The following is an 18,842-nucleotide window of genomic DNA, read 5'->3' as shown; positions in this document are numbered from 1 at the left end:
AGCGGGAGTTCACCAGGGGGTCCGGCACCCGCACTGCGAGGATAGCGAACCCCGCTGACGACGAACGGGGCGGTACCGGCCGTGGCCGGTACCGCCCCGTTCAGGTCGGGTCGGGGGACGTCAGAGACGCTGGCCCGTCGCCGAGGAGAAGATGTGCTCGTTGCCCGGGCGGATCTTGACGTAGATGCGCTGGCCCTTGGCGGGCACGTTGCGCGGGTCGACGCGCACGATGAGCTGGTCGTTGCCGGCACCCGAGGTGACGTGGGCGTCGACGGCCTTGGGGCCGACGAGGCGGCCGTAGACGAACGCGTCGGAGCCGAGCTCCTCGACGAGGTCGACCTCGACCGGGAAGGCGCCGGAGTCGGCCTGCGAGACGACCTCGAGGGCCTCGGGACGGAAGCCGAGCGTGATCTGGCCCTTGTCCTCGTCCGTGAGCTTGGCGATCGAGGAGCGGTCGAGCGCGATGCGGGCCTCGCCGACGTGCGCGTAGCCGTCGTCGACCTGGAACGAGGCGAGGTTCATCGCGGGCGAGCCGATGAAGCCGGCGACGAACACGTTCTGCGGGGTGTCGTACATCTCGCGCGGCGTGCCGACCTGCTGCAGGAGGCCGTCCTTGAGGACCGCGATGCGGTCGCCCATGGTGAGCGCCTCGGTCTGGTCGTGGGTCACGTAGACGGTCGTGACGCCGAGGCGGCGCTGGAGCGACGCGATCTGCGTACGGGTCTGGACGCGGAGCTTGGCGTCGAGGTTCGACAGCGGCTCGTCCATGAGGAACACCTGCGGCTGGCGGACGATCGCACGGCCCATGGCGACGCGCTGACGCTGACCACCCGAGAGGGCCTTCGGCTTGCGGTCGAGGTACTCGGTGAGGTCGAGGATGGCCGCAGCCTCCTCGACGCGCTTGCGGATGTCCTGCTTGGGCGTGCCGGCGATCTTCAGGGCGAAGCCCATGTTGTCGGCGACGGACATGTGCGGGTACAGCGCGTAGTTCTGGAACACCATCGCGATGTCGCGGTCCTTGGGCTGCACGTCGGTGACGTCGCGGTCACCGATGTAGATGCTGCCCGAGTTGACGTCCTCGAGCCCCGCGAGCATGCGGAGCGAGGTCGACTTGCCGCAGCCCGACGGGCCGACGAGGACGAGGAACTCGCCGTCCTCGATGTGCAGGTTGAGCTGGTCGACCGCGGGACGCTCGGTCCCGGGGTAGAAGCGCGATGCGTGGTCGTAGGTGACCGTAGCCATGGCGGTACATCCCTCCACCGGCAGGTACGTGCCGGACGATCCGTTGTGGTGGTGTGCCTGCGTTCACGACGAACGTGTCTGCTGTGACACCGGACGGGCCGAGGAGGCCCGACCGTCCTGGCGATACTACCCCCGACCGGCGTGTGCCACGTCACCCCAGTCGGATCGTTACGCGCTCGTGCCCGGGGCGGCCACGGCGTCCGCGAGGTGGGCCAGCAGGGCCGCGACCGACGCCGGGTCGGCGACGCGCGCGCCCGCCACGGTGTCGCCGTCGCCGACCTTGACGCTCACGTCGCCGTCGCCCAGCACCTCGAACGCGTGCTCGTCGGTCGTGTCGTCGCCCGCGTACAGGACGCCGACGTCGCCGACGTCGACCGACCGCTCGCCCGCGAGCCGCTCGCGCAGCGCGACCACGGCCTGCCCCTTGGACGTCGCGAGGACGGCGACCTCGACCACGTCCTTGCCCCGCATCGCGTCGAGGCCGAGCCCGGTCGCGACGGCGACCGCGGCCTCGACGGCCCCTGCGGCCTGGTCGGGCGGCGTCCGGCGCGTGTGCAGGACGGCGGCCGTGGGCTTGGTCTCGACCCACGCCCCCTCGGCGCCGGCGGCCACGCGCTCGAGCCCGGCGACGAGCTCGCGGTGCTGCGCGCGCTGGTCGGGCGTGAGGTCGAGCGGCACCGCGTGCACGCCGTCGGGCGTCTGCTCGCCGTGCTCGGCGCCGTGGCTGCCCACGAGCCAGGTGCCCGTCGGCGGCGTGGCCAACCGTGCCAGGCCCGCGAGGTCGCGGCCCGAGACGAGCGCGAGGTGCACGTCGTCGGCGTCGGCGAGACGCGCGATCGCGGTGGCCGAGGCCGGCAAGGGGCGCGACGCCGACGGGTCGTCGACCAGCGGGGCGAGCACGCCGTCGAAGTCGAGCGCGACGAGCAGCGGGCGGCGCGCGGCGAGCGCGTCGAGCGCCGCCACGAGATCGTCGGGGAGGGGAGGGGGAGTCGGGCCGCTCACACGTACTCCGAGCGCGACGGCATCGCGGTGAGCACCCCGAGGAACGAGTCGGACCACTTCGCGACGTCGTCCGAGAGCACGCGCCGCCGCAGCCTGCGCATGCGGCGGCGCTGCTCGCGGTGGTCCATGTGCGCGGCCGCGACGATCGAGTCCTTCATGCCGTCGATGTCGTGCGGGTTGACGAGCAGCGCACCGCTCGACATCTCGTCCGCGGCACCCGTGAACTCCGAGAGCACGAGCACGCCCCGGTCGTCCGAGCGTGCCGCGACGTACTCCTTGGCGACGAGGTTCATGCCGTCGCGCAGCGACGTCACGAGCATCACGTCGGCCGCGAGGTACATCGCGGCCATCTCCTCGGGCGGGTACGAGTGGTGCAGGTAGTGGATCGCGGAGTGCCCGATCTCGCCGAACTCGCCGTTGATGCGGCCCACGAGCCCCTCGACGTGCTCGCGCAGGTCCTGGTAGGCGCCCACGTTCTCGCGGCTCGGGCTCGCGACCTGCACGAGCGTCGCGTGCCCGACGTCGAGGCGGCCGTCCTGCAGGATCTCGCCGTACGCCTTGATGCGGTGCCGGATCCCCTTGGTGTAGTCGAGCCGGTCGACGCCGAGCATCATGACGTCCGGGTCGCCGAGGTCGGCGCGGATCTCCTTCGCGCGGGCCTGGACCTCGGGGGTGCGGGCGAGCTGGTCGAAGTGGTTCGAGTCGATCGAGATCGGGAACGACGCCGCGCGCACGTGCCGCCCGGGCTTGCCGTTGGCGTCGGGCATCGTGATGATCGGCCCGCGCGTCGTGTAGTCGGTGAGGCGGCGGACGGCGCGGATGAAGTTCGACGCGTCACCCGCCCGCTGGAAGCCGATCAGGTCGGCACCGAGGAGCCCGTCGACGACCGCGCGCCGCCAGGGGAGCTGCTGGAAGAGCTCGAGCGGCGGGAACGGGATGTGGTTGAAGAACCCGATGCGCAGGTCGGGCCGCTGCTCGCGCAGCATGCGCGGGACGAGCTGCAGCTGGTAGTCGTGCACCCACACGATCGCGCCCGGCGCGGCCTGCGCCGCGGCGGCGTCGGCGAACCGCTGGTTGACGCGACGGTACGTGTCCCACCACTGCCGGTGGAACGCGGGCGGCGCGATCACGTCGTGGTAGAGGGGCCACAGCGTGTCGTTCGAGAATCCCTCGTAGTACCGCTCGATCTCGTCGGCCGAGAGCGTCACGGGCACGAGGTACATGTCGTCCGCGTCGAACGGCTCGACCTCGAGGTCCGGGCCGCCCGACCAGCCCACCCACGCGCCGTCCGACTTCTGCATCACGGGCTCGAGCGCCGTGACCAGCCCGCCGGGCGACCGCTTCCAGCCGACCTTCCCGTCGTCGTCGAGCGTGATGTCGACGGGGAGGCGGTTGGCCACCACCACCAGATCGTGACCGTCATGTCCAGGCAAGGTGCACTCCTCGGGGTCGTCGCACGACCCGTCGTCCCAGGTCGGCGCCCTGTCAGGGTATCGCGCGGGGCCGTTCCCGGCCGGGTGTCGACGGCCCCCCGCGAGCCGCGTGCCGAGGCGTCCCCGCCTCGCTACGGTGGCGGCATGGAACGCACGCACGACGGGGACGCGCCCGCAGGGGCCGACGGCCCGGACGACGCCGGACCCGACGGCGCGCACCCGGCGACCGCGCCCACGGTCGCGGTCGACACCTCCGCCGGCAGCGGCGGCGGCATCGCCCCCGGGACCGAGATCGGCGGGTACACGATCGTGTCCCGGATCGGCTCGGGCGGCATGGGCACGGTCTACCGCGCCGAGGACGGCGGTGGGTCGCCCGTCGCGATCAAGCTGCTGCACGCGCACGTCGACGCCGACTCGAGCGCGCTCGGCCGCGAGCGGCTGCGCCGCGAGGCCGTCGCGCTGCAACGGCTCGACCACCCCGCGATCGCCGCGATCCTCGACGTCGAGCTCGAGGGAGCGGACGCGTTCATCGTGACCGAGCTCGTCGACGGCGTGAGCCTCGAGGACGAGATCGCCCAAGGCGGCCCGCTCGACGCCGACGACCTGCTCGCGCTCGCCGACCAGCTCGCCGAGGCGTTGCGCGTGGTGCACGCCGCAGGCGTGATCCACCGCGACGTCAAGCCCTCGAACGTGCTCATCACCGAGCAGGGGCCCGTGCTCATCGACTTCGGCATCGCGCACGGCCTCGAGGACTCGCGCGTCACGTCGACCGGGCTCGTCATGGGCACGCCCGGCTACCTCGCCCCCGAGCTGCTCGCGGGCGCCGAGCCCACGCACGCGACCGACTGGTGGGGGTGGGCGGCCGTGCTCGCGTTCGCCGCGACCGGGCGCCCCCCGTTCGGTGCGCGCCCCCTCGACGTCGTGCTCTCACGCTCACGGTCGGGCGACGCGGACCTCGCCGGGCTCGGCGCGCGCACGCACGGCGCGCTGCACTCGGCGCTGACCCCCGAGCCGCGCAAGCGCCTCGGAGTCGACCAGGTGCTGCGGGCCCTCGAGCGCGCCGCGACCGAGGGCGACCCCCGGGCCGAGGACCCGCCCGAGCCCTACGACGCGCGCGACGGGCACACGCTCGCGGTGCCCGTCCAGGCCGACGTCGACACCGCCGAGTCGCGCACCCCCCTGCCGCCGTCGATCCCCGTCGGCGCGGTGCGCCCTCCCGACCAGCAGGCCGCGGACGCCGCCCCGCCCGCCGCGTACGCGCCGTCCGGCTACGTCCGCCCGCACCACCCCACGCGGCGGTGGACGCTCGCCCTGCTCGGGGTCGCGCTCGTGGCGCTCGCGGGCACGCGTCCCGGGGTTGCGTTCGCGGTGCTCGCCGCCGGGATCGTGCTGTTCCGCCTCGTGGGCGTCGGGTCGGAGTCGCTGCACGCGCGCCGCGAGCGGCGCGGGGTCTCGCAGTTCGACGGCGCGCGGGTCGTGCTGCTCTCGCCCTGGTTCCTGGTGCGGGCCGCGATCGGCTCGGTCGGTGGCCTGGTGGTCGGCGGCTGCGTCGGCCTGCTCGTGGTGGTCGGCGGCTGGTGGGCGCTCGAGCCAGGCCGGGTACTGGTCGCCGCCGACCCGTCGGCCGCATCGCGCTCGGTCGGTGGTCGCAACGAGGAATGGGTGTACGTCGCGCTGCTGTGCCTCGCGATGCTGCTCACCGTGGTGCTCGCGTGGTTCGGCCCCATGACGCTCACGACGCGCGAGGGTGCGCGCACGCTCCTCGGCCGCCTCGCGCCCGGGTTCGTCGGGCAGGTCGTGACGATCACGCTCGGGCTCGCGTGCGCGGTCGCGGCCGTCGTGCTGCTCGTCGCGGGCGGCCCGATCGACTGGTGGCCGTTCTCCGGGCCGCCGGACCTGTGACCTCCCTGGGCACGTCCAGGCGATACCGCTAGGCTGACCGCGTGCACGGGACCAGGGGGGCCACCCCGCGACGAGCTGTCGCGTTCCTGCGCGCGTTCGCGCAGGCCGCCGTGGTGCTCTGCGCGCTCGTGACCACGCTGCTCGTGACAGCCGGCTCGTCCGGCTACGCGCTCGTGCACCAGTGCGTGCCGCTCACGGGCGGTGCGGCGTGGGCCGGGTCGCAGCTCGCGGTCGTGCGAGCGACCCCGGACTGCCCCGAGGGCGTCGCGCTCGGCGGCACGACCGCCGCCGCGGTGCACGTCGTGATCGTGCTCGCGCTCCCGGCGCTCGTCGCGCACCTCGTCGCGCTGCTGCTCGTGTGGGGCGGCGCCGACCGGCTCGCGCGCGGGCTCGACCGGCTGCGGGTCATCGTCGGCGCGCGCCTGCACGACGTGCTCGCGCTCCTCGCGCCGCGCGCCGTGGACGCACCCGCCCCGCGGGACGTGCCCGTCGGCGTCGTCAGGTCCCGGCCGCTCGCCCGCCTCGCGGGCGTCGTGGTGCGTCGCGGGCCGCCGGCCCTCGCCGCCTGACGCCGCCCGCGCACCCCGCCCCGCGGCGTCCGACACGTACCGGCCGAGCCGACCACGCGCTCGCCACCCCACGACCTCAAGGACGCATCATGGCGAAGAACGACAGCACCCCCAAGGCCCCGAGCAAGACCAACATGACCAAGGCCGAGCGCCGCGAGGCCGCGCTCGCGGAGGCCGAGCGCCTGCGCAAGGCGCAGGCCGCGCGCGACAAGCGCACCCGCATCATCACCGTGAGCGCGCTCGTCGCGGCGATCGTCGTGGTCGCGGTGGTCGTGTTCCTGATCCTCAACGAGGGCGGCAAGAAGGACGCCGACCCGATGTACGGCGTCACGCCGCCCGCGACCGCGAGCGCCGACGGCGGCATCTCGATCGGCGAGGCGGGTGAGGCCGGCACGTCGACCGACGGAGCGGTCGAGGTCGACGTGTACCTCGACTTCATGTGCCCGATCTGCGGCGACTTCGAGTCCGTCAACGGTGCGACGCTCGACGCGCTGCGCGAGGACGGCACCATCACCGAGGTCGTGCACCCCGTGTCGATCCTCGACCGCCTCTCGGAGGGCACCGAGTTCTCGACCCGCTCGTCGGCCGCGGCGGGCTACGTCGCCGAGAACGCGCCCGAGCAGTTCGGGGCGTTCGTCGACGCGATGTTCGCGAACCAGCCCAAGGAGAACACGGTCGGCCTGAGCGACGACCAGATCGCGCAGATCGCGGTCGGTGCGGGCGTCGCGCAGGACGTCGCGGACGACATCGCGGCGGGCAAGGCGACCGACACGTTCGCCGACTGGTCCGAGGCGATCACGACGCTCGCGACGCAGGACGAGGACCTCGCCAACCCGCAGAGCGGCAGCTTCGGCACGCCGACGATCGTGATCGACGGCGAGCTGTTCACGGGCAACTGGGCGACCGCGGGCGAGCTCGAGGCCGCGATCCAGGCCGCGGCGAAGTAACCCTCGCCGAGTGCGCCGGTCCGCGCGGGCGGACCGGCGCGGTGCCGGCCGGTCGGCCGGGCGGCGTCCCCGGAGGACGGCGCCGTCGTCGGCTAGGCTGTGCGCCGTCGCCGCCTTAGCTCAGCTGGTAGAGCACTCGCCTTGTAAGCGAAAGGTCGTCGGTTCGAACCCGACAGGCGGCTCCAGGCCACGGTGCCCTCGCAGCGCCTGCAGACCCCCGCCCCGCGTGTTGCCGGGGCGGGGGTCTCGTGCGTCCGGGTCCGGGTCCGGGTCCGGGTCCGGGTCCGGCGACGCCGGTGTGCAGGTCAGGCCGTGGCGTCCTCGTGCCCGGACTCCTCGGGCCCGGACTCCTCGGGCCCGGTCGCGGGCAGCACGGGGGCGAGCGTGGGCAGCTTGGGCTCGCGGTGGTCGCCGCTCGACGTGCCGCGCAGGCGCCGCTGCGCCCAGGGGCCGACGTGCTCGCGCAGCCACTGCGCGTTCTCGCGCACCTGGTCGATGCGCGGCGAGGGCGGCAGCGGGTCGAGCGGGTCGTCCCAGGTCGCGTCGTCGGGCTCGAGGCCGAGGCCGACCATGGCGGCCTGCGCGACGCGGTGGTGGGCGTCGGGCACGAGGTGGATGCGGTCGGACGACCACATGCGCCAGTCGCGCAGCCCGCGCATGCCCCACAGGTCGAGCACGTGCGCGCCGTGGCGGCGCGCGATCGACCAGATCAGGGCGTTGTAGATGCCGACGCGGCTGCGCGTGACGCCCACGAGCGAGCCCTGCGCGTCGAACCCGGTCGCGAGAAGCACGTCGATGCCCTCGGCGCGCAGGCGTGAGACGCCGTGCTCGAGGTTGCGCGCGAGCCGGTCGATGTCGGCGCGGGGTCGCAGGATGTCGTTGCCGCCGCCGACGAGGCTCACGAGGTCGGGCTTCATCGCGATCGCGGCGGGGACCTGGTCGACGAGGATCGGTCGCAGGAGGCGCCCACGGATCGCGAGGTTGGCGTACTCGAGGGGGGTCTCGCCCGCGGCGACGCGACGGGCCGAGAGCGCCTCGGCGAGCCGGTCGGCCCAGCCGCGCTGACGGTCCGGGTCCTGCGGGGAGGGGTCCCACAGCCCTTCGGAGAACGAGTCGCCGATAGCGACGTAGCTGGACCAACGGGGTGCGTTCTGGGTGCTCACGGCATCCATTGTGCTCCCGGCGGGTGCCGGGCTGCCCGCCGGGCGCACCCGGGCGGGTCGTGCCGGTCAGAGCAGACGGTCGCTCGGCAGCGCCCAGTCGACGGGTGCGGCGCCCTGCTGCTCGAGCAGCGTGTCGACGCGGGAGAAGGGCCGCGACCCGAAGAACCCGCGCCGTGCGGACAGCGGGCTCGGGTGGGCGCTCGCGACCACGGGCGTCGCGCCGAGCAGCGGGCGCACGCGGGCGGCGTCGTTGCCCCACAGCACCGCGACGAGCGGCGCGTCGCGCGCGACGAGCGCACGCACGGCGGCGTCGGTCACGGCCTCCCAGCCGATCCCGCGGTGCGAGCCGGCGGCGCCGGCCTCGACCGTGAGCACGCGGTTGAGCAGGAGCACGCCCTGGTCGGCCCATGCCGTGAGGTCGCCGTGCCCCGGGGCCTCGACCCCGACGTCGTCGCGCAGCTCGGTGAAGACGTTCTGCAGCGACCGGGGCACGGGCCGCACCTGCGGGGCCACGGAGAACGCGAGGCCGGTCGCGTGCCCGGGGGTGGGGTAGGGGTCCTGGCCGATCACGAGCACCCGCACGGCGGCGAGCGGACGCCGGAATGCGCGCAGCACGTCGGCGCGGGCGGGGAGCACGGTGGCCCCGGCGGCCTCGCGCGCCGCCACGGCGTCGAGCACGCGGACGACGTCGCCCGCGACCGGGGTGAGCGCGGCGGCCCAGTCCGGGGCGAGGTCGGCCGGCAGCGCGGGAGGGTTCGTGCTCATCGGGGCGAGCGTACGCGTCGTGAACCACACCGGTGTGGTTCACGTCGTAGGCTGGGACCGACGTCGACCCGAGGAGGAACCATGAGCGAGGCGGTCCAGGCGGATCTCGCGCCTGCCGGCGACGACGCCGGCCTCGACGAGCGGTCCCGGGCGATCCTCGACTTCGAGCGCCAGTGGTGGAAGTACGCGGGCGCAAAGGAGCAGGCGGTGCGCGAGCTCTTCGACCTGAGCGCGACCCGCTACTACCAGACGCTCAACGCCCTCATCGACACCCCCGAGGCGCTCGAGCACGACCCGATGCTGGTCAAGCGGCTGCGACGCATGCGCTCGACGCGTCACCGGGCTCGCAGCGCGCGACGCCTCGGCGGCGACGCCTGATCCCTCGCGCCGGGCGGGTGCCCACGTTCCGGACGGTGGCGTTTAGCACATCGGCCCCGACCGGTTAACCTTCCTGCGTGACCTCACCTCGCTACCCGTACGCTCCTGACGAGTTTGACGCCCCGGTGGCCGACGGCGCACCCGTCGGCGTGCACCGCGCACCCCGCGGCGCGTGGAGCAAGGTGTGGCCGTTCCTGCTGGTCGCGCTGATCTGCGCGGCCCTCGCGGTGGCCGCCGTCGCGATCCTGTCGCAGACGGGCGACACGTCGGACGACGCCGCGCCCCCGGTCACCCAGGAGACGTCGGCACCGCCCACGGAGGGCACCGAGGAGACGCCGTCGGCCGAGCCGACCGACGCCGCGCCCTCGGACGAGGCCTCGGCGACGCCGAGCGAGGATCCCGCGGGCGACGTCGACGCGCTCGTCGCGGCCGCGGACCCGACCGCGTACGTGCGCGTGCTCAACGAGAGCGCACCCGCCGGCGAGGCGGGCAAGGCCGAGTCGGCCCTCGAGGCGAAGGGCTTCACGAACGTCGTCGCCGCGAACCCGACCGCCCCGACCGGTGCGTCCGGGACGGTCGTCTGGTACGTCGAGGGTCGCGCCGAGACCGCCGCCGCCGTCGCCGCGGTGCTGGGCATCCCCGCCGAGCAGACCTCGCAGGTCAACCTCCGCGAGGGCGAGGTCGTGGTGGTGCTGCAGGGCGCGATCCAGCCCGTCGGCTGAGTCGCCCCCTGCGTCTCGGGCGGTACCTCTCGACCGGTACTTCTCAGCCGGTACGTGGGTGCCGGGACGTCGTTGCCGGCGCGCCTCAGCGGTCGAGCTCGTCGAGCGCGATCACCACGAGCGCGCTGGTCCAGGCGAGCGGCGCGACCGCGGCCGGCGAGCCGTCGGCGAGCACCTTCTCGGGGATCGCCCCGGAGGCGGTGCGGTGCTCGTCGATCCAGCCGAGCCAGTGCAGCGCCTGGTCCCGGTCGCCCGTGCTCGCCGCCGTGAGCGCGTAGAGCGCGGTCTGCGGCGTCCACGAGATCCCGTCGCGGCGCCACGACCCGCCCGGCGCGAGCCCGCCCGCGGGGCGCAGCATGTCGGTCACCGAGGCCCGCCACGCGTCGTCCGCCCCGCGCAGGGGCGTGGGCTGGAACGGCGGAAGCGCGAAGGCGGTCGCGGCGTCGCTCGGCCCGCCCGAGATCTCGCGCGGGTAGCCCGCGGACCCGAACGTCGTCTCGATGCCCGTGCGCAGCCGCGCCGCGCCGGCCGCGGCGCGCTCGGCGCCCGCGTCGTCGTGCCATGCCGCGTGGGTGCGGGACGACGCCTCGAGCCCCGCGAGCAGCGGCGCGGCCGTGCCCAGGGTCAGCTCGGGCGCCGAGACCTCCCAGTAGTCGGGTGACGCGGGCGGCAGACCGTCGGGCGTCGCGACGAGCGCGAGGACGGCGTCGGTGCTGCGTGTCGTGAGACCGGACAGCCGGGCCCGGACCTCGGCCGCGGACGGCGCGGACGCCGGTCCGTCGTCGCGCGCGGTCGCGGCCACGACCTCGTCGACCGCCCACAGGGCCCAGCCCGCGCCGTCGGCCTGCGCGGCACGGTCGTCGGGCACGCCCGAGGCGTCGGGCAGGTAGCGCGCCTCGAACGTGCCGTCGTCGTGCTGCACGGACGCGAGGAACTCGAGCACCTCGACCGCGTCGCCCACGTGTCCCGTGCGCGCGAGCGCGACCGCGGCGAACGAGGCGTCGCGCGGCCACACGTAGCGCCAGTGCGGCTCGATCCCGGCGACCGCGGCGCCGCCGTCGAGCACGAGCGCGCGCAGGTCGAGCAGGGCGGACTCGCCGAGCGCGGCGAACCGTGTGCCGGCACCCGGGAGGCGACCGCCCGCGAGCCAGGCCGCGGACGTCTCGGCGCGCGCGAGCACCGCGCCGCGCAGACCCGCGTCCGGGCCGGGGTCGGCGAGCGGTCGGCCCGCGACGGCGCCGGGCCCGCCCGGGTCGACGACGCGGCTCCCGGCCAGGTACGTGACGCCGCTGCCGGCGGGCAGGGGGCGGACGCTACCGTCGGCGAGGATCTCGACGCCGTCCTGGTAGAGCGCGACGACCGCGTCGTCGGGGCTCGCGACGGCCCCCGGGGGGACGTGCGCGGGTACGGCGTCGTCGAGGGCCGTCGTGGCGGCGGCGACGACGGCCAGGCACCCGGCCGTGATCGCGAGGAGTCCGCGTCGTCGCGGTGTGACCTGGAGCACCCCGGCATCCTACGGGTCGTGCGAAACCACGCGGCGACGCCGCGAGCGAACGCGCTTGCACTCGCCACGGGCGAGTGCCAATAATGGCGTTAGCACTCTCGGTAGGAGAGTGACAGAAACGTCCAGGGTCGACGTGCGAGGCACCCGCGGACGGCGTGACGTGAACGCCGCCCGCGCATGCCGTCCGTCGCGGGCGCAGGCCGACCCACCACGCCACCAGCGGAGGATCAGAACCCCCATGGCCAAGATCATCGCCTTTGACGAGGAAGCTCGTCGGAGCATGGAGCGCGGGCTCAACCAGCTCGCGGACACCGTCAAGGTCACGCTCGGCCCCAAGGGCCGCAACGTCGTCCTCGACAAGAAGTGGGGCGCCCCCACCATCACGAACGATGGTGTGAGCATCGCCAAGGAGATCGAGCTCGAGGACCCGTACGAGCGCATCGGTGCCGAGCTCGTCAAGGAGGTCGCGAAGAAGACCGACGACGTCGCCGGTGACGGCACGACGACCGCGACCGTGCTCGCCCAGGCGCTCGTGCGCGAGGGCCTGCGCAACGTCGCGGCCGGGTCGAACCCGATCGCCCTCAAGCGCGGCATCGAGAAGGCCGTCGAGGCCGTGACCGAGCAGCTCCTCATCGCCGCCAAGGACATCGAGACCAAGGAGGAGATCGCCGCGACCGCCGCCATCTCCGCCGGCGACCCCGCGATCGGCGAGCTCATCGCCGAGGCCCTCGACAAGGTGGGCAAGGAGGGCGTCATCACGGTCGAGGAGTCGAACACCTTCGGCCTCGAGCTCGAGCTCACCGAGGGCATGCGCTTCGACAAGGGCTTCCTCGCGCGCTACTTCGAGACGGACGCCGAGCGCCAGGAGGCCGTGCTCGAGGACCCGTACGTCCTGATCGTCGAGTCGAAGATCTCGAACGTCAAGGACCTGCTGCCGCTGCTCGACCAGGTCATGAAGGCCGGTCGCTCGCTGCTCATCATCGCCGAGGACGTCGAGGGCGAGGCCCTCGCGACGCTCGTGCTCAACAAGATCCGTGGCACGTTCAAGTCCGTCGCCGTCAAGGCCCCGGGCTTCGGCGACCGCCGCAAGGCCATGCTGCAGGACATCGCGATCCTCACCGGCGGCCAGGTCATCTCCGAGACGGTCGGCCTCAAGCTCGAGACCGCCACGCTCGACCTGCTCGGCCAGGCCCGCAAGGTCGTCGTGACCAAGGACGAGACGACCATCGTCGAGGGCTCGGGCGACGCTGACCTCATCGCGGGTCGCGTCAACCAGATCCGCTCCGAGATCGAGAAGTCGGACTCCGACTACGACCGCGAGAAGCTCCAGGAGCGCCTCGCCAAGCTCGCCGGCGGCGTCGCCGTCATCAAGGCGGGCGCGGCCACCGAGGTCGAGCTCAAGGAGCGCAAGCACCGCATCGAGGACGCCGTGCGCAACGCCAAGGCTGCCGTCGAGGAGGGCATCGTCGCCGGTGGTGGCGTCGCGCTCATCCAGGCCGGCGAGGCCGCGTTCGCGACCCTCGAGCTCTCGGGCGACGAGGAGACGGGTGCGCAGATCGTGCGCCGCTCGATCGACGCGCCGCTCAAGCAGATCGCCGTCAACGCCGGCCTCGAGGGCGGCGTCGTGGCGGAGAAGGTCCGCAACCTCCCCTCGGGTCACGGCCTCAACGCCGCGACCGGCGAGTACGAGGACCTGCTCGCCGCGGGCGTCAACGACCCGGTCAAGGTGACGCGCTCGGCGCTGCAGAACGCCGCGTCGATCGCCGCGCTGTTCCTCACGACCGAGGCCGTCGTGGCCGACAAGCCGGAGAAGGCCTCGGCCGCTCCGGGTGGCGACGGCGGCATGGGCGGCATGGACTTCTGATCCACGCCTGACCCGCCGCCCGGCGCACGCCGGACGTCGCACGCACGAGGGCCGTCGCCCCGGGTTCGTCCCGGGGCGGCGGCCCTCGTGCATGTCGGCCGTTCGCGCATGTCGGCCGTTCGTGCGTGCCGGCCTCGTGCGTGTCGGCCTCGTGCGTGTCGGCCTCGTGCGTGTCGGCCTCGTGCGTGTCGGCCCTCGTGCGTGTCGGCCGCCTGCCTGGCGCCCCGACGTCGTCGGGCGCGCCGCGTTCGCGGCGGGTGCTCGCTAGCCGTCCGACGTCGGGCCGTGCGACGTCGGGCCGTGCGACGTCGGGCCGTGCGACGCCGGGCCGTGCGGCGTCCGGCGCCGGTGCGGCACGCGCAGCCCCGACGCGGCGAGCCGGCGCACGAGCTCGCGCCGGTCCACGAGCGCGGCCCCCTGCGCGACGAGCGCGTCGCGGTGCGAGTCGGGGTAGTCGTAGTGGTCCTGGTCGAACGCGCGGCGGGGGAGCCCGGCCGCGGCGGCGAACGCGTGCAGCTCGGCGAGGTCGCTGTCGCTCACGAGGTGCCCCCAGAGGCGGCCGTGGTTGGGCCACCGGGGTTCGTCGATCAGGATCGCCACCCGCCCACCCTAGTCCCGCGCGTCTCCCGGCCGGTCGGGGTGGTCGTCGGGGTGGTCGTCCACGCGATCGTCGAGGAGGTCCTCCGAAGTCGCGTCATGATCGTGACGCCGGCCACTCCCATGAAGCAGAGGGGTGCAGCTGCTCCTCCCGGGCGGAGGGACCACGACAGTGCTGGACACGATGATCGACACGGGACGGGGAGCGTTCGCGACGCTCACCCGACGCGAGCAGGTGGTGCTCGAGCACCTCCTGGAGGGGCTGACGCTGCAGCAGATCGCCGCGGTGCTGTACGTCTCGCGCAACACGGTCAAGACGCAGACGAGCAGCATCTACCGCAAGCTCGACGTCGCGAGCCGCGCCGAGCTGCTCGCGGCCGTCCTCGCCGCGGATGCGGGCGTGGGCGCCGGGACCCTGACTACCGGGACCCTGACTACCGGGACCGCAGCTACCGGGACGATGGGCACAGCGACGACGGACGGCGCCGCCACGCCCGTGTGAGCGTGGCGGGCCAGCCCGCCGTCGTCCGGCGTCAGGCCGAGAACAGGCGCGCGGCCTGCGCCTCGGCGTCCTCGTAGGTGCGTGCCGCGGAGCCGAGCGCCGCGGTGATGTCGTCGAGCACGGACTCGACCTGGACCTGCGTGGCCTGCCACTGGGCCATGAGCCCGCCGAACGCGGTCGCGGCGCTGCCGCGCCAGACCGACTGCAGGTCGTGCAGGTGCCGCATCATCGCCTGGACCTCGCCGCGCATCGCGGTCACCGACCCGCTGACCGCGCCGCTCGCCTGCGCGACCCGGGCGGAGTCGACCTCGTAGCTCGTCATGAGTGCCTCCCGTCGTGGTCCCCGACCGTCGGGGACTGCACCGACCGTAGGAGCGGGACGCTGCACGCGGACGGGCCGCGGGCGTGCCCTGGGGACACGTCCCACGTTCGCGAGGGTGTGGACGACGCCCGTCCGGTGCCGCGCCGCAGGGGCGGCCGGCGGGCGGTTCAGGCCGACGTGCTCGCGGCCTCGATCTTGCGCTGCTCCTTGCCCAGGCGCTGCAGCTCGGCGCCGATGTTCTGGCGCGCGGGCTCCTCCCACGCCGAGCCGAGGGGCGAGCAGAACAGGGTGGGCCGCTCGAGCAGCTTGGTGAGGATCGCGATGCGGGCGCGCACGAAGTCGGCGCGCGGGATGTGCGCGTACTCGGTGCGCACGTCCTCGAGGTACTCCTTGTACCGCTGCGGCTCGGAGGCGAGGAACGCGAGGTCCGCGTCGCACAGCACCGCGCAGTCGAAGTCGGTCGGGTCGGGCGCGTGCCGCACGAGTGCGGTCACGAGGTGCGCGACGCGCTGCGCCGACTCCTCGGGCACGCCCAGCGCCGTGAGCTCGTCGTGCGCGAGTTGCGCGCTCGCGCTCTCGTCCTCGCCGCCCTTGTTCGAGTACGTCGCGGAGTCCGCGGCGTCGAAGACGACGCCGTGGTACCAGGCCGCGAGGCGCACGAGCTCCGGGGAGTGGGTCTCCTGCGAGAGCTCGTCGACGCGGCGCAGCACGTCACCCAGGTGCCGCAGGTCGTGGAAGTGCCGGTCGGGCCGGCTCCACGCGTCCACGAGACGCTCGCCGGCCTCCATGATCTGCTCGGGGGGAGCCGTGGCTCCCGCGCAGTGGACGGTTCTCGCCCACGAGGTCATCAACCACTGCGGTGCGTCTGCGATGTCGACGCCCATGATCAGCCTTCTTCGCCGGGAACGGTGTGTCCGTCACCTCGACCCTACGTCCGGTCGGACGCGGCACGGGGTGACGACCCGCCATCGTAGCGGTCGACCGGCAGGAGCACACCCACCGTGAGGCCGCCCCCGTCGGTCGCCGAGACGCCGACCGAGCCGCCGTGCGCCGCGACGATCGCCGCGACGATCGCCATCCCGAGGCCCGACCCGCCGGACTCGCGCGTGCGCGACGAGTCGACCCGGTAGAACCGCTCGAAGATGCGCGCCGACTCCTCGGGGCCCATGCCGGGCCCGTGGTCGCGCACCTCGACGCGGACCGCGGGGGCGCCGTCCGACGCCGTGGCGGGGGCCAGCACGATCTCGGCCGCGGTGCCGGACGGCGTGTGGCGGGCCACGTTGCCGATGAGGTTGGTCATGACCTGGCGCAGGCGGTCCTCGTCCCCGACGACCACGACGTCGCCGGGGACGTCCCCGCCGTCGGGGCCGACGACGTCGACCGTGCGGCTCGGGTCGAGCGCGTGCAGGTCCTGCGCGGCGTCGCGGGCGAGGCGCCCGAGGTCGACGCGGTCGCGGCGCACGGGGCGACCCTCGTCGAGCCGTGCGAGCGACAGCAGGTCCTGCACGAGCATGCCCATGCGTCGGGCGGAGTCCTCGATGCGGGCCATGGTGTCGGCGACGTGCTCGGGCTCCTGGAGCGCGCCCATCCGGTACAGCTCGCCGTACCCGCGGATCGCCGCGACCGGGGTGCGCAGCTCGTGGCTCGCGTCCGAGACGAACCGGCGCATGCGCGCCTCCGAGGCCTCCTGCGCCTCGAACGCGCGCTCGATCTGGGCGAGCATCGCGTTGAGCGACTCGGCGAGCGACCCGACCTCGGTGGTCTCGGGCGCGGGCCGCACACGACGGCTCAGGTCGCCCGCCGCGATGCCCGCGGCCGTGGTCTCGATCTCGCGCAGCGGGCGCAGCGAGCGCTGCACCGCGAGGTGGGCGACCACGGCGCCGAGCGTCACGATCGCGAGCGCCGCGGCGGCGAGCGTGCGCACCAGGATCTGCAGGGTCTGGTGGATGTCGGCCAGGGGGAGGGCGACGAACGCGCTGCCGACGGTCTGGCCCGTGAGCGAGCTCTGCAGCGGGAGCGTGATGACCCGCCAGTCGGTCGGCGTGGTCGGGTGCTGGTCGGCGCCGGTGCGCGACGACACTGTGAACGGCTCGCCGCTCGCGGCCTCGATCTCCTGCGTCGACATCGCGGGGATGTCGGGCACGCCGTACGCCGACTCGGTGCTCGACTGCACGAGCGGGTAGGACTCGCCGTCGGCCGAGCGGGTCAGGATGTAGTAGTCGCTCGGCAGCACGCCCGCGGCCTGCTGGAGCTGGCCCACGCCGAGGCCGTCGACGCGCTGCGCGGTCTCGGTGAGGGACGCGTCGACCTGCCCGACGAGGTAGTTCGAGACGACCGTCGTGGTCACGAGGGCCGCGACGCCGAGGCCGGCGGCGAGCACGAGCGAGGTGATCGCCACGAGGCGTGCGCGCAGCGTGATGCGCTGCCACCACGACCAGGGCGGGCCGACGGGGCGCCCGTACGGCGGTGGCGGCGGGGGAGGGGGCGGCGGCCCGGGAGCCGTCACGCGTCAGCCCTGCCCGGGCACCGGCTTGCGCAGCAGGTAGCCGACGCCGCGCTTGGTCTGGATGAGCGGGGTCACCGGCACGTCCTGCCCGTCCGGGCCCGTCACGACGACCGCGTCGACCTTGCGGCGCAGGTACGAGATGTACGACTCGACGATGTTCGCGTCGCCGCCCCAGTCGTACTGCCACACGTGGTCGAGGATCTGCGACTTCGACAGCACGCGACCTGCGTTGAGCATGAGGTAGCGCAACAGCTTGAACTCGGTGGGGGACAGGTCGACCGTCTGGCCCGCGCGGCGGACCTCGTACGAGTCCTCGTCGAGCTCGAGGTCGCCCACGCGCATGACCGCGTCGTCGACCGGCTCGGCGTGCGTGCGGCGCAGCACCGCGCGGATGCGCGCCACGACCTCCTCGAGGCTGAACGGCTTGGTCACGTAGTCGTCGCCGCCGACCGTGAGGCCCGCGATCTTGTCCTGCGTGTCGTCGCGCGCGGTCAGGAACAGCACGGGCGTGTGCTGGCCCTTCTCGCGCATGCGCCGCGTGACGGTGAACCCGTCCATGTCGGGCAGCATGACGTCGAGCACGACGAGGTCGGGGGCGGTGTCCGCGACGAGCGTGAGCGCGCTCGCGCCGTCCGCGGCCGCGAAGACCTCGAACCCGGCGAACCGCAACGAGGTCGACAGGAGCTCACGGATGTTCGGCTCGTCGTCGACGACGACGAGACGTGCTTCGGGGGCGGCCATGGCCACAGTCTGCGCCCCGACTCTGGGAGCGGGCTGGGTGCCGCCTCAGAGGTAGCGCAGCGGGTCGAACTCGCCGATGGGGATGATCCGCACGCGCGGCAGCGGGACCTGGAACGCGTTGATGTCGCCCTCGAGGTCGTAGAACTCGAGGCCGCGGCCCGCGAGCTCGGCGAACTTGGCGTTGACGAACTCGCGGAAGCAGAGCACGCCGACCTTGCGGTCGCCGGCCACGAGCTTGTCGACCTGGGGCAGGAAGTCCCCGTCGTGGCTCGCGAGCAGCACGTCGCCCTCGCGGCCCTCGATCGCCTCGAGCGTGCGCTGGATCGCGACGTCGACGACCTTCTCGTTGCCCTCGGCGGCGACCGGGATGGGGCGGTAGCCCATGGCGAGCAGCGCCTGCACGAACGGCATCGGCATCTGGCCCGACGTCGCGTTGAGGAAGAACAGCGGGGTGACGGGCTGGTCCCAGACCCTCTCGGCGAACGCCGCGATGCGGTCCCAGCGTGGGCGCTCCTCGGGCGTCGGGCGGTGGTTGAGCACGCTCATGCCGAGCGTCGCGTCGATGTTCTCGCCGTCGACGAGCAGGTAGGTGCGGCGCGGGGCGCCCGACGCGATCGACGGCTGGGTGGTCACGGCAGTGCTCGGCTCCGACATGCGAGCCAGCCTATCCCGCAGCCCCGGAC

At 73.9% G+C, this 18,842-nt stretch carries 18 protein-coding genes, 1 tRNA gene and 1 pseudogene; 8 read left to right on the top strand and 12 right to left on the bottom strand.

Going from position 1 to position 18,842, the window contains the following annotated elements; translation table 11 throughout:
- Positions 1-120: 120 nt before the first annotated feature.
- From CLV28_RS10110 to CLV28_RS10100, 3 genes are all read right to left on the bottom strand, one after another.
- A complete protein-coding gene (locus tag CLV28_RS10110) occupies positions 121-1,242 on the bottom strand; it encodes an ABC transporter ATP-binding protein (RefSeq protein ID WP_100423214.1) in 1,122 nt (373 codons plus the stop codon).
- 168 nt (positions 1,243-1,410) lie between these two features.
- Entirely contained in the window at positions 1,411-2,244 is an 834-nt protein-coding gene (gene otsB / locus CLV28_RS10105; protein ID WP_100423213.1) for a trehalose-phosphatase, read from the bottom strand.
- Entirely contained in the window at positions 2,241-3,647 is a 1,407-nt protein-coding gene (locus CLV28_RS10100) for an alpha,alpha-trehalose-phosphate synthase (UDP-forming) (RefSeq protein WP_275405010.1), read from the bottom strand. The genes otsB and CLV28_RS10100 overlap by 4 nt, the downstream gene beginning before the upstream one ends.
- Before the next feature lie 174 nt (positions 3,648-3,821).
- On the opposite strand from CLV28_RS10100, the gene CLV28_RS10095 reads away from it, so the two are divergent.
- The 4 genes from CLV28_RS10095 to CLV28_RS10080 all read left to right on the top strand — a co-directional run bounded on the left by CLV28_RS10095 (position 3,822) and on the right by CLV28_RS10080 (position 7,280).
- A complete protein-coding gene (locus CLV28_RS10095; RefSeq protein ID WP_100423211.1) occupies positions 3,822-5,579 on the top strand; it encodes a serine/threonine-protein kinase in 1,758 nt (585 codons plus the stop codon).
- Between the two features lie 41 nt (positions 5,580-5,620).
- Positions 5,621-6,148: a hypothetical protein gene (locus CLV28_RS10090; RefSeq protein WP_157802596.1), complete on the top strand. Its 528-nt coding sequence runs from the start codon at positions 5,621-5,623 to the stop codon at positions 6,146-6,148.
- An 89-nt stretch (positions 6,149-6,237) separates the two neighbouring features.
- Complete coding sequence (locus CLV28_RS10085; RefSeq protein WP_100423209.1) at positions 6,238-7,095, top strand: DsbA family protein; 858 nt, start codon at positions 6,238-6,240, stop codon at positions 7,093-7,095.
- Positions 7,096-7,204: 109 nt separating this feature from the next.
- Positions 7,205-7,280 (top strand) — tRNA-Thr (locus tag CLV28_RS10080).
- A gap of 120 nt (positions 7,281-7,400) precedes the next feature.
- Here CLV28_RS10080 and CLV28_RS10075 read toward each other — a convergent pair.
- Both CLV28_RS10075 and CLV28_RS10070 read right to left on the bottom strand, forming a co-directional pair.
- A complete protein-coding gene (locus CLV28_RS10075; RefSeq protein ID WP_100423208.1) occupies positions 7,401-8,267 on the bottom strand; it encodes an SGNH/GDSL hydrolase family protein in 867 nt (288 codons plus the stop codon).
- Between the two features lie 57 nt (positions 8,268-8,324).
- Positions 8,325-9,023, bottom strand: a complete 699-nt coding sequence (locus CLV28_RS10070; RefSeq protein ID WP_100423452.1) for a uracil-DNA glycosylase — start codon at positions 9,021-9,023, stop codon at positions 8,325-8,327.
- An 81-nt stretch (positions 9,024-9,104) separates the two neighbouring features.
- Between CLV28_RS10070 and CLV28_RS10065 the strand changes: the two genes are divergently transcribed.
- Both CLV28_RS10065 and CLV28_RS10060 read left to right on the top strand, forming a co-directional pair.
- Positions 9,105-9,401 (top strand): DUF3263 domain-containing protein, encoded by a 297-nt coding sequence (locus tag CLV28_RS10065; RefSeq protein WP_100423207.1) that lies wholly within the window; start codon positions 9,105-9,107, stop codon positions 9,399-9,401.
- Positions 9,402-9,478: 77 nt separating this feature from the next.
- Positions 9,479-10,123: a LytR C-terminal domain-containing protein gene (locus CLV28_RS10060; RefSeq protein ID WP_157802595.1), complete on the top strand. Its 645-nt coding sequence runs from the start codon at positions 9,479-9,481 to the stop codon at positions 10,121-10,123.
- A gap of 85 nt (positions 10,124-10,208) precedes the next feature.
- On the opposite strand, the gene CLV28_RS10055 is transcribed toward CLV28_RS10060, so the two are convergent.
- Positions 10,209-11,627, bottom strand: a complete 1,419-nt coding sequence (locus tag CLV28_RS10055) for a glycoside hydrolase family 15 protein (RefSeq protein WP_100423205.1) — start codon at positions 11,625-11,627, stop codon at positions 10,209-10,211.
- A 238-nt stretch (positions 11,628-11,865) separates the two neighbouring features.
- Between CLV28_RS10055 and groL the strand changes: the two genes are divergently transcribed.
- The gene (gene groL / locus CLV28_RS10050) at positions 11,866-13,491 is read left to right on the top strand and encodes a chaperonin GroEL (protein WP_100423204.1); all 1,626 of its coding nucleotides are present in this window, start codon (positions 11,866-11,868) and stop codon (positions 13,489-13,491) included.
- Positions 13,492-13,830: 339 nt separating this feature from the next.
- Here the strand turns inward: groL and CLV28_RS10045 are convergent.
- A pseudogene (locus CLV28_RS10045) lies at positions 13,831-14,091 on the bottom strand (DUF4031 domain-containing protein); the annotation flags it as partial.
- Positions 14,092-14,272: 181 nt separating this feature from the next.
- Between CLV28_RS10045 and CLV28_RS16270 the strand changes: the two are divergent.
- The gene (locus tag CLV28_RS16270; RefSeq protein ID WP_100423451.1) at positions 14,273-14,590 is read left to right on the top strand and encodes a LuxR C-terminal-related transcriptional regulator; all 318 of its coding nucleotides are present in this window, start codon (positions 14,273-14,275) and stop codon (positions 14,588-14,590) included.
- A 31-nt stretch (positions 14,591-14,621) separates the two neighbouring features.
- Here the strand turns inward: CLV28_RS16270 and CLV28_RS10035 are convergent, their stop codons facing one another.
- The 5 genes from CLV28_RS10035 to CLV28_RS10015 form a co-directional block, all read right to left on the bottom strand.
- Positions 14,622-14,912, bottom strand: coding sequence for a WXG100 family type VII secretion target (locus CLV28_RS10035; protein WP_100423202.1), 291 nt, complete (start codon positions 14,910-14,912; stop codon positions 14,622-14,624).
- A 167-nt stretch (positions 14,913-15,079) separates the two neighbouring features.
- The gene (locus CLV28_RS10030; protein WP_100423201.1) at positions 15,080-15,796 is read right to left on the bottom strand and encodes an HD domain-containing protein; all 717 of its coding nucleotides are present in this window, start codon (positions 15,794-15,796) and stop codon (positions 15,080-15,082) included.
- Positions 15,797-15,840: 44 nt separating this feature from the next.
- The gene (locus CLV28_RS10025; RefSeq protein ID WP_100423200.1) at positions 15,841-17,418 is read right to left on the bottom strand and encodes a sensor histidine kinase; all 1,578 of its coding nucleotides are present in this window, start codon (positions 17,416-17,418) and stop codon (positions 15,841-15,843) included.
- A 3-nt stretch (positions 17,419-17,421) separates the two neighbouring features.
- The gene (locus CLV28_RS10020) at positions 17,422-18,159 is read right to left on the bottom strand and encodes a response regulator transcription factor (protein ID WP_100423199.1); all 738 of its coding nucleotides are present in this window, start codon (positions 18,157-18,159) and stop codon (positions 17,422-17,424) included.
- Between the two features lie 45 nt (positions 18,160-18,204).
- On the bottom strand, positions 18,205-18,813 hold the full coding sequence (locus CLV28_RS10015; RefSeq protein WP_100423198.1) for an NYN domain-containing protein: 609 nt from the start codon (positions 18,811-18,813) through the stop codon (positions 18,205-18,207).
- Positions 18,814-18,842 lie beyond the last annotated feature (29 nt).

Origin of the sequence: Sediminihabitans luteus, assembly GCF_002797595.1 — a bacterium.
GTDB classification, from domain to species: domain Bacteria; phylum Actinomycetota; class Actinomycetes; order Actinomycetales; family Cellulomonadaceae; genus Paraoerskovia; species Paraoerskovia lutea.
This window is presented reverse-complemented; position numbering and strand designations above follow the sequence as displayed.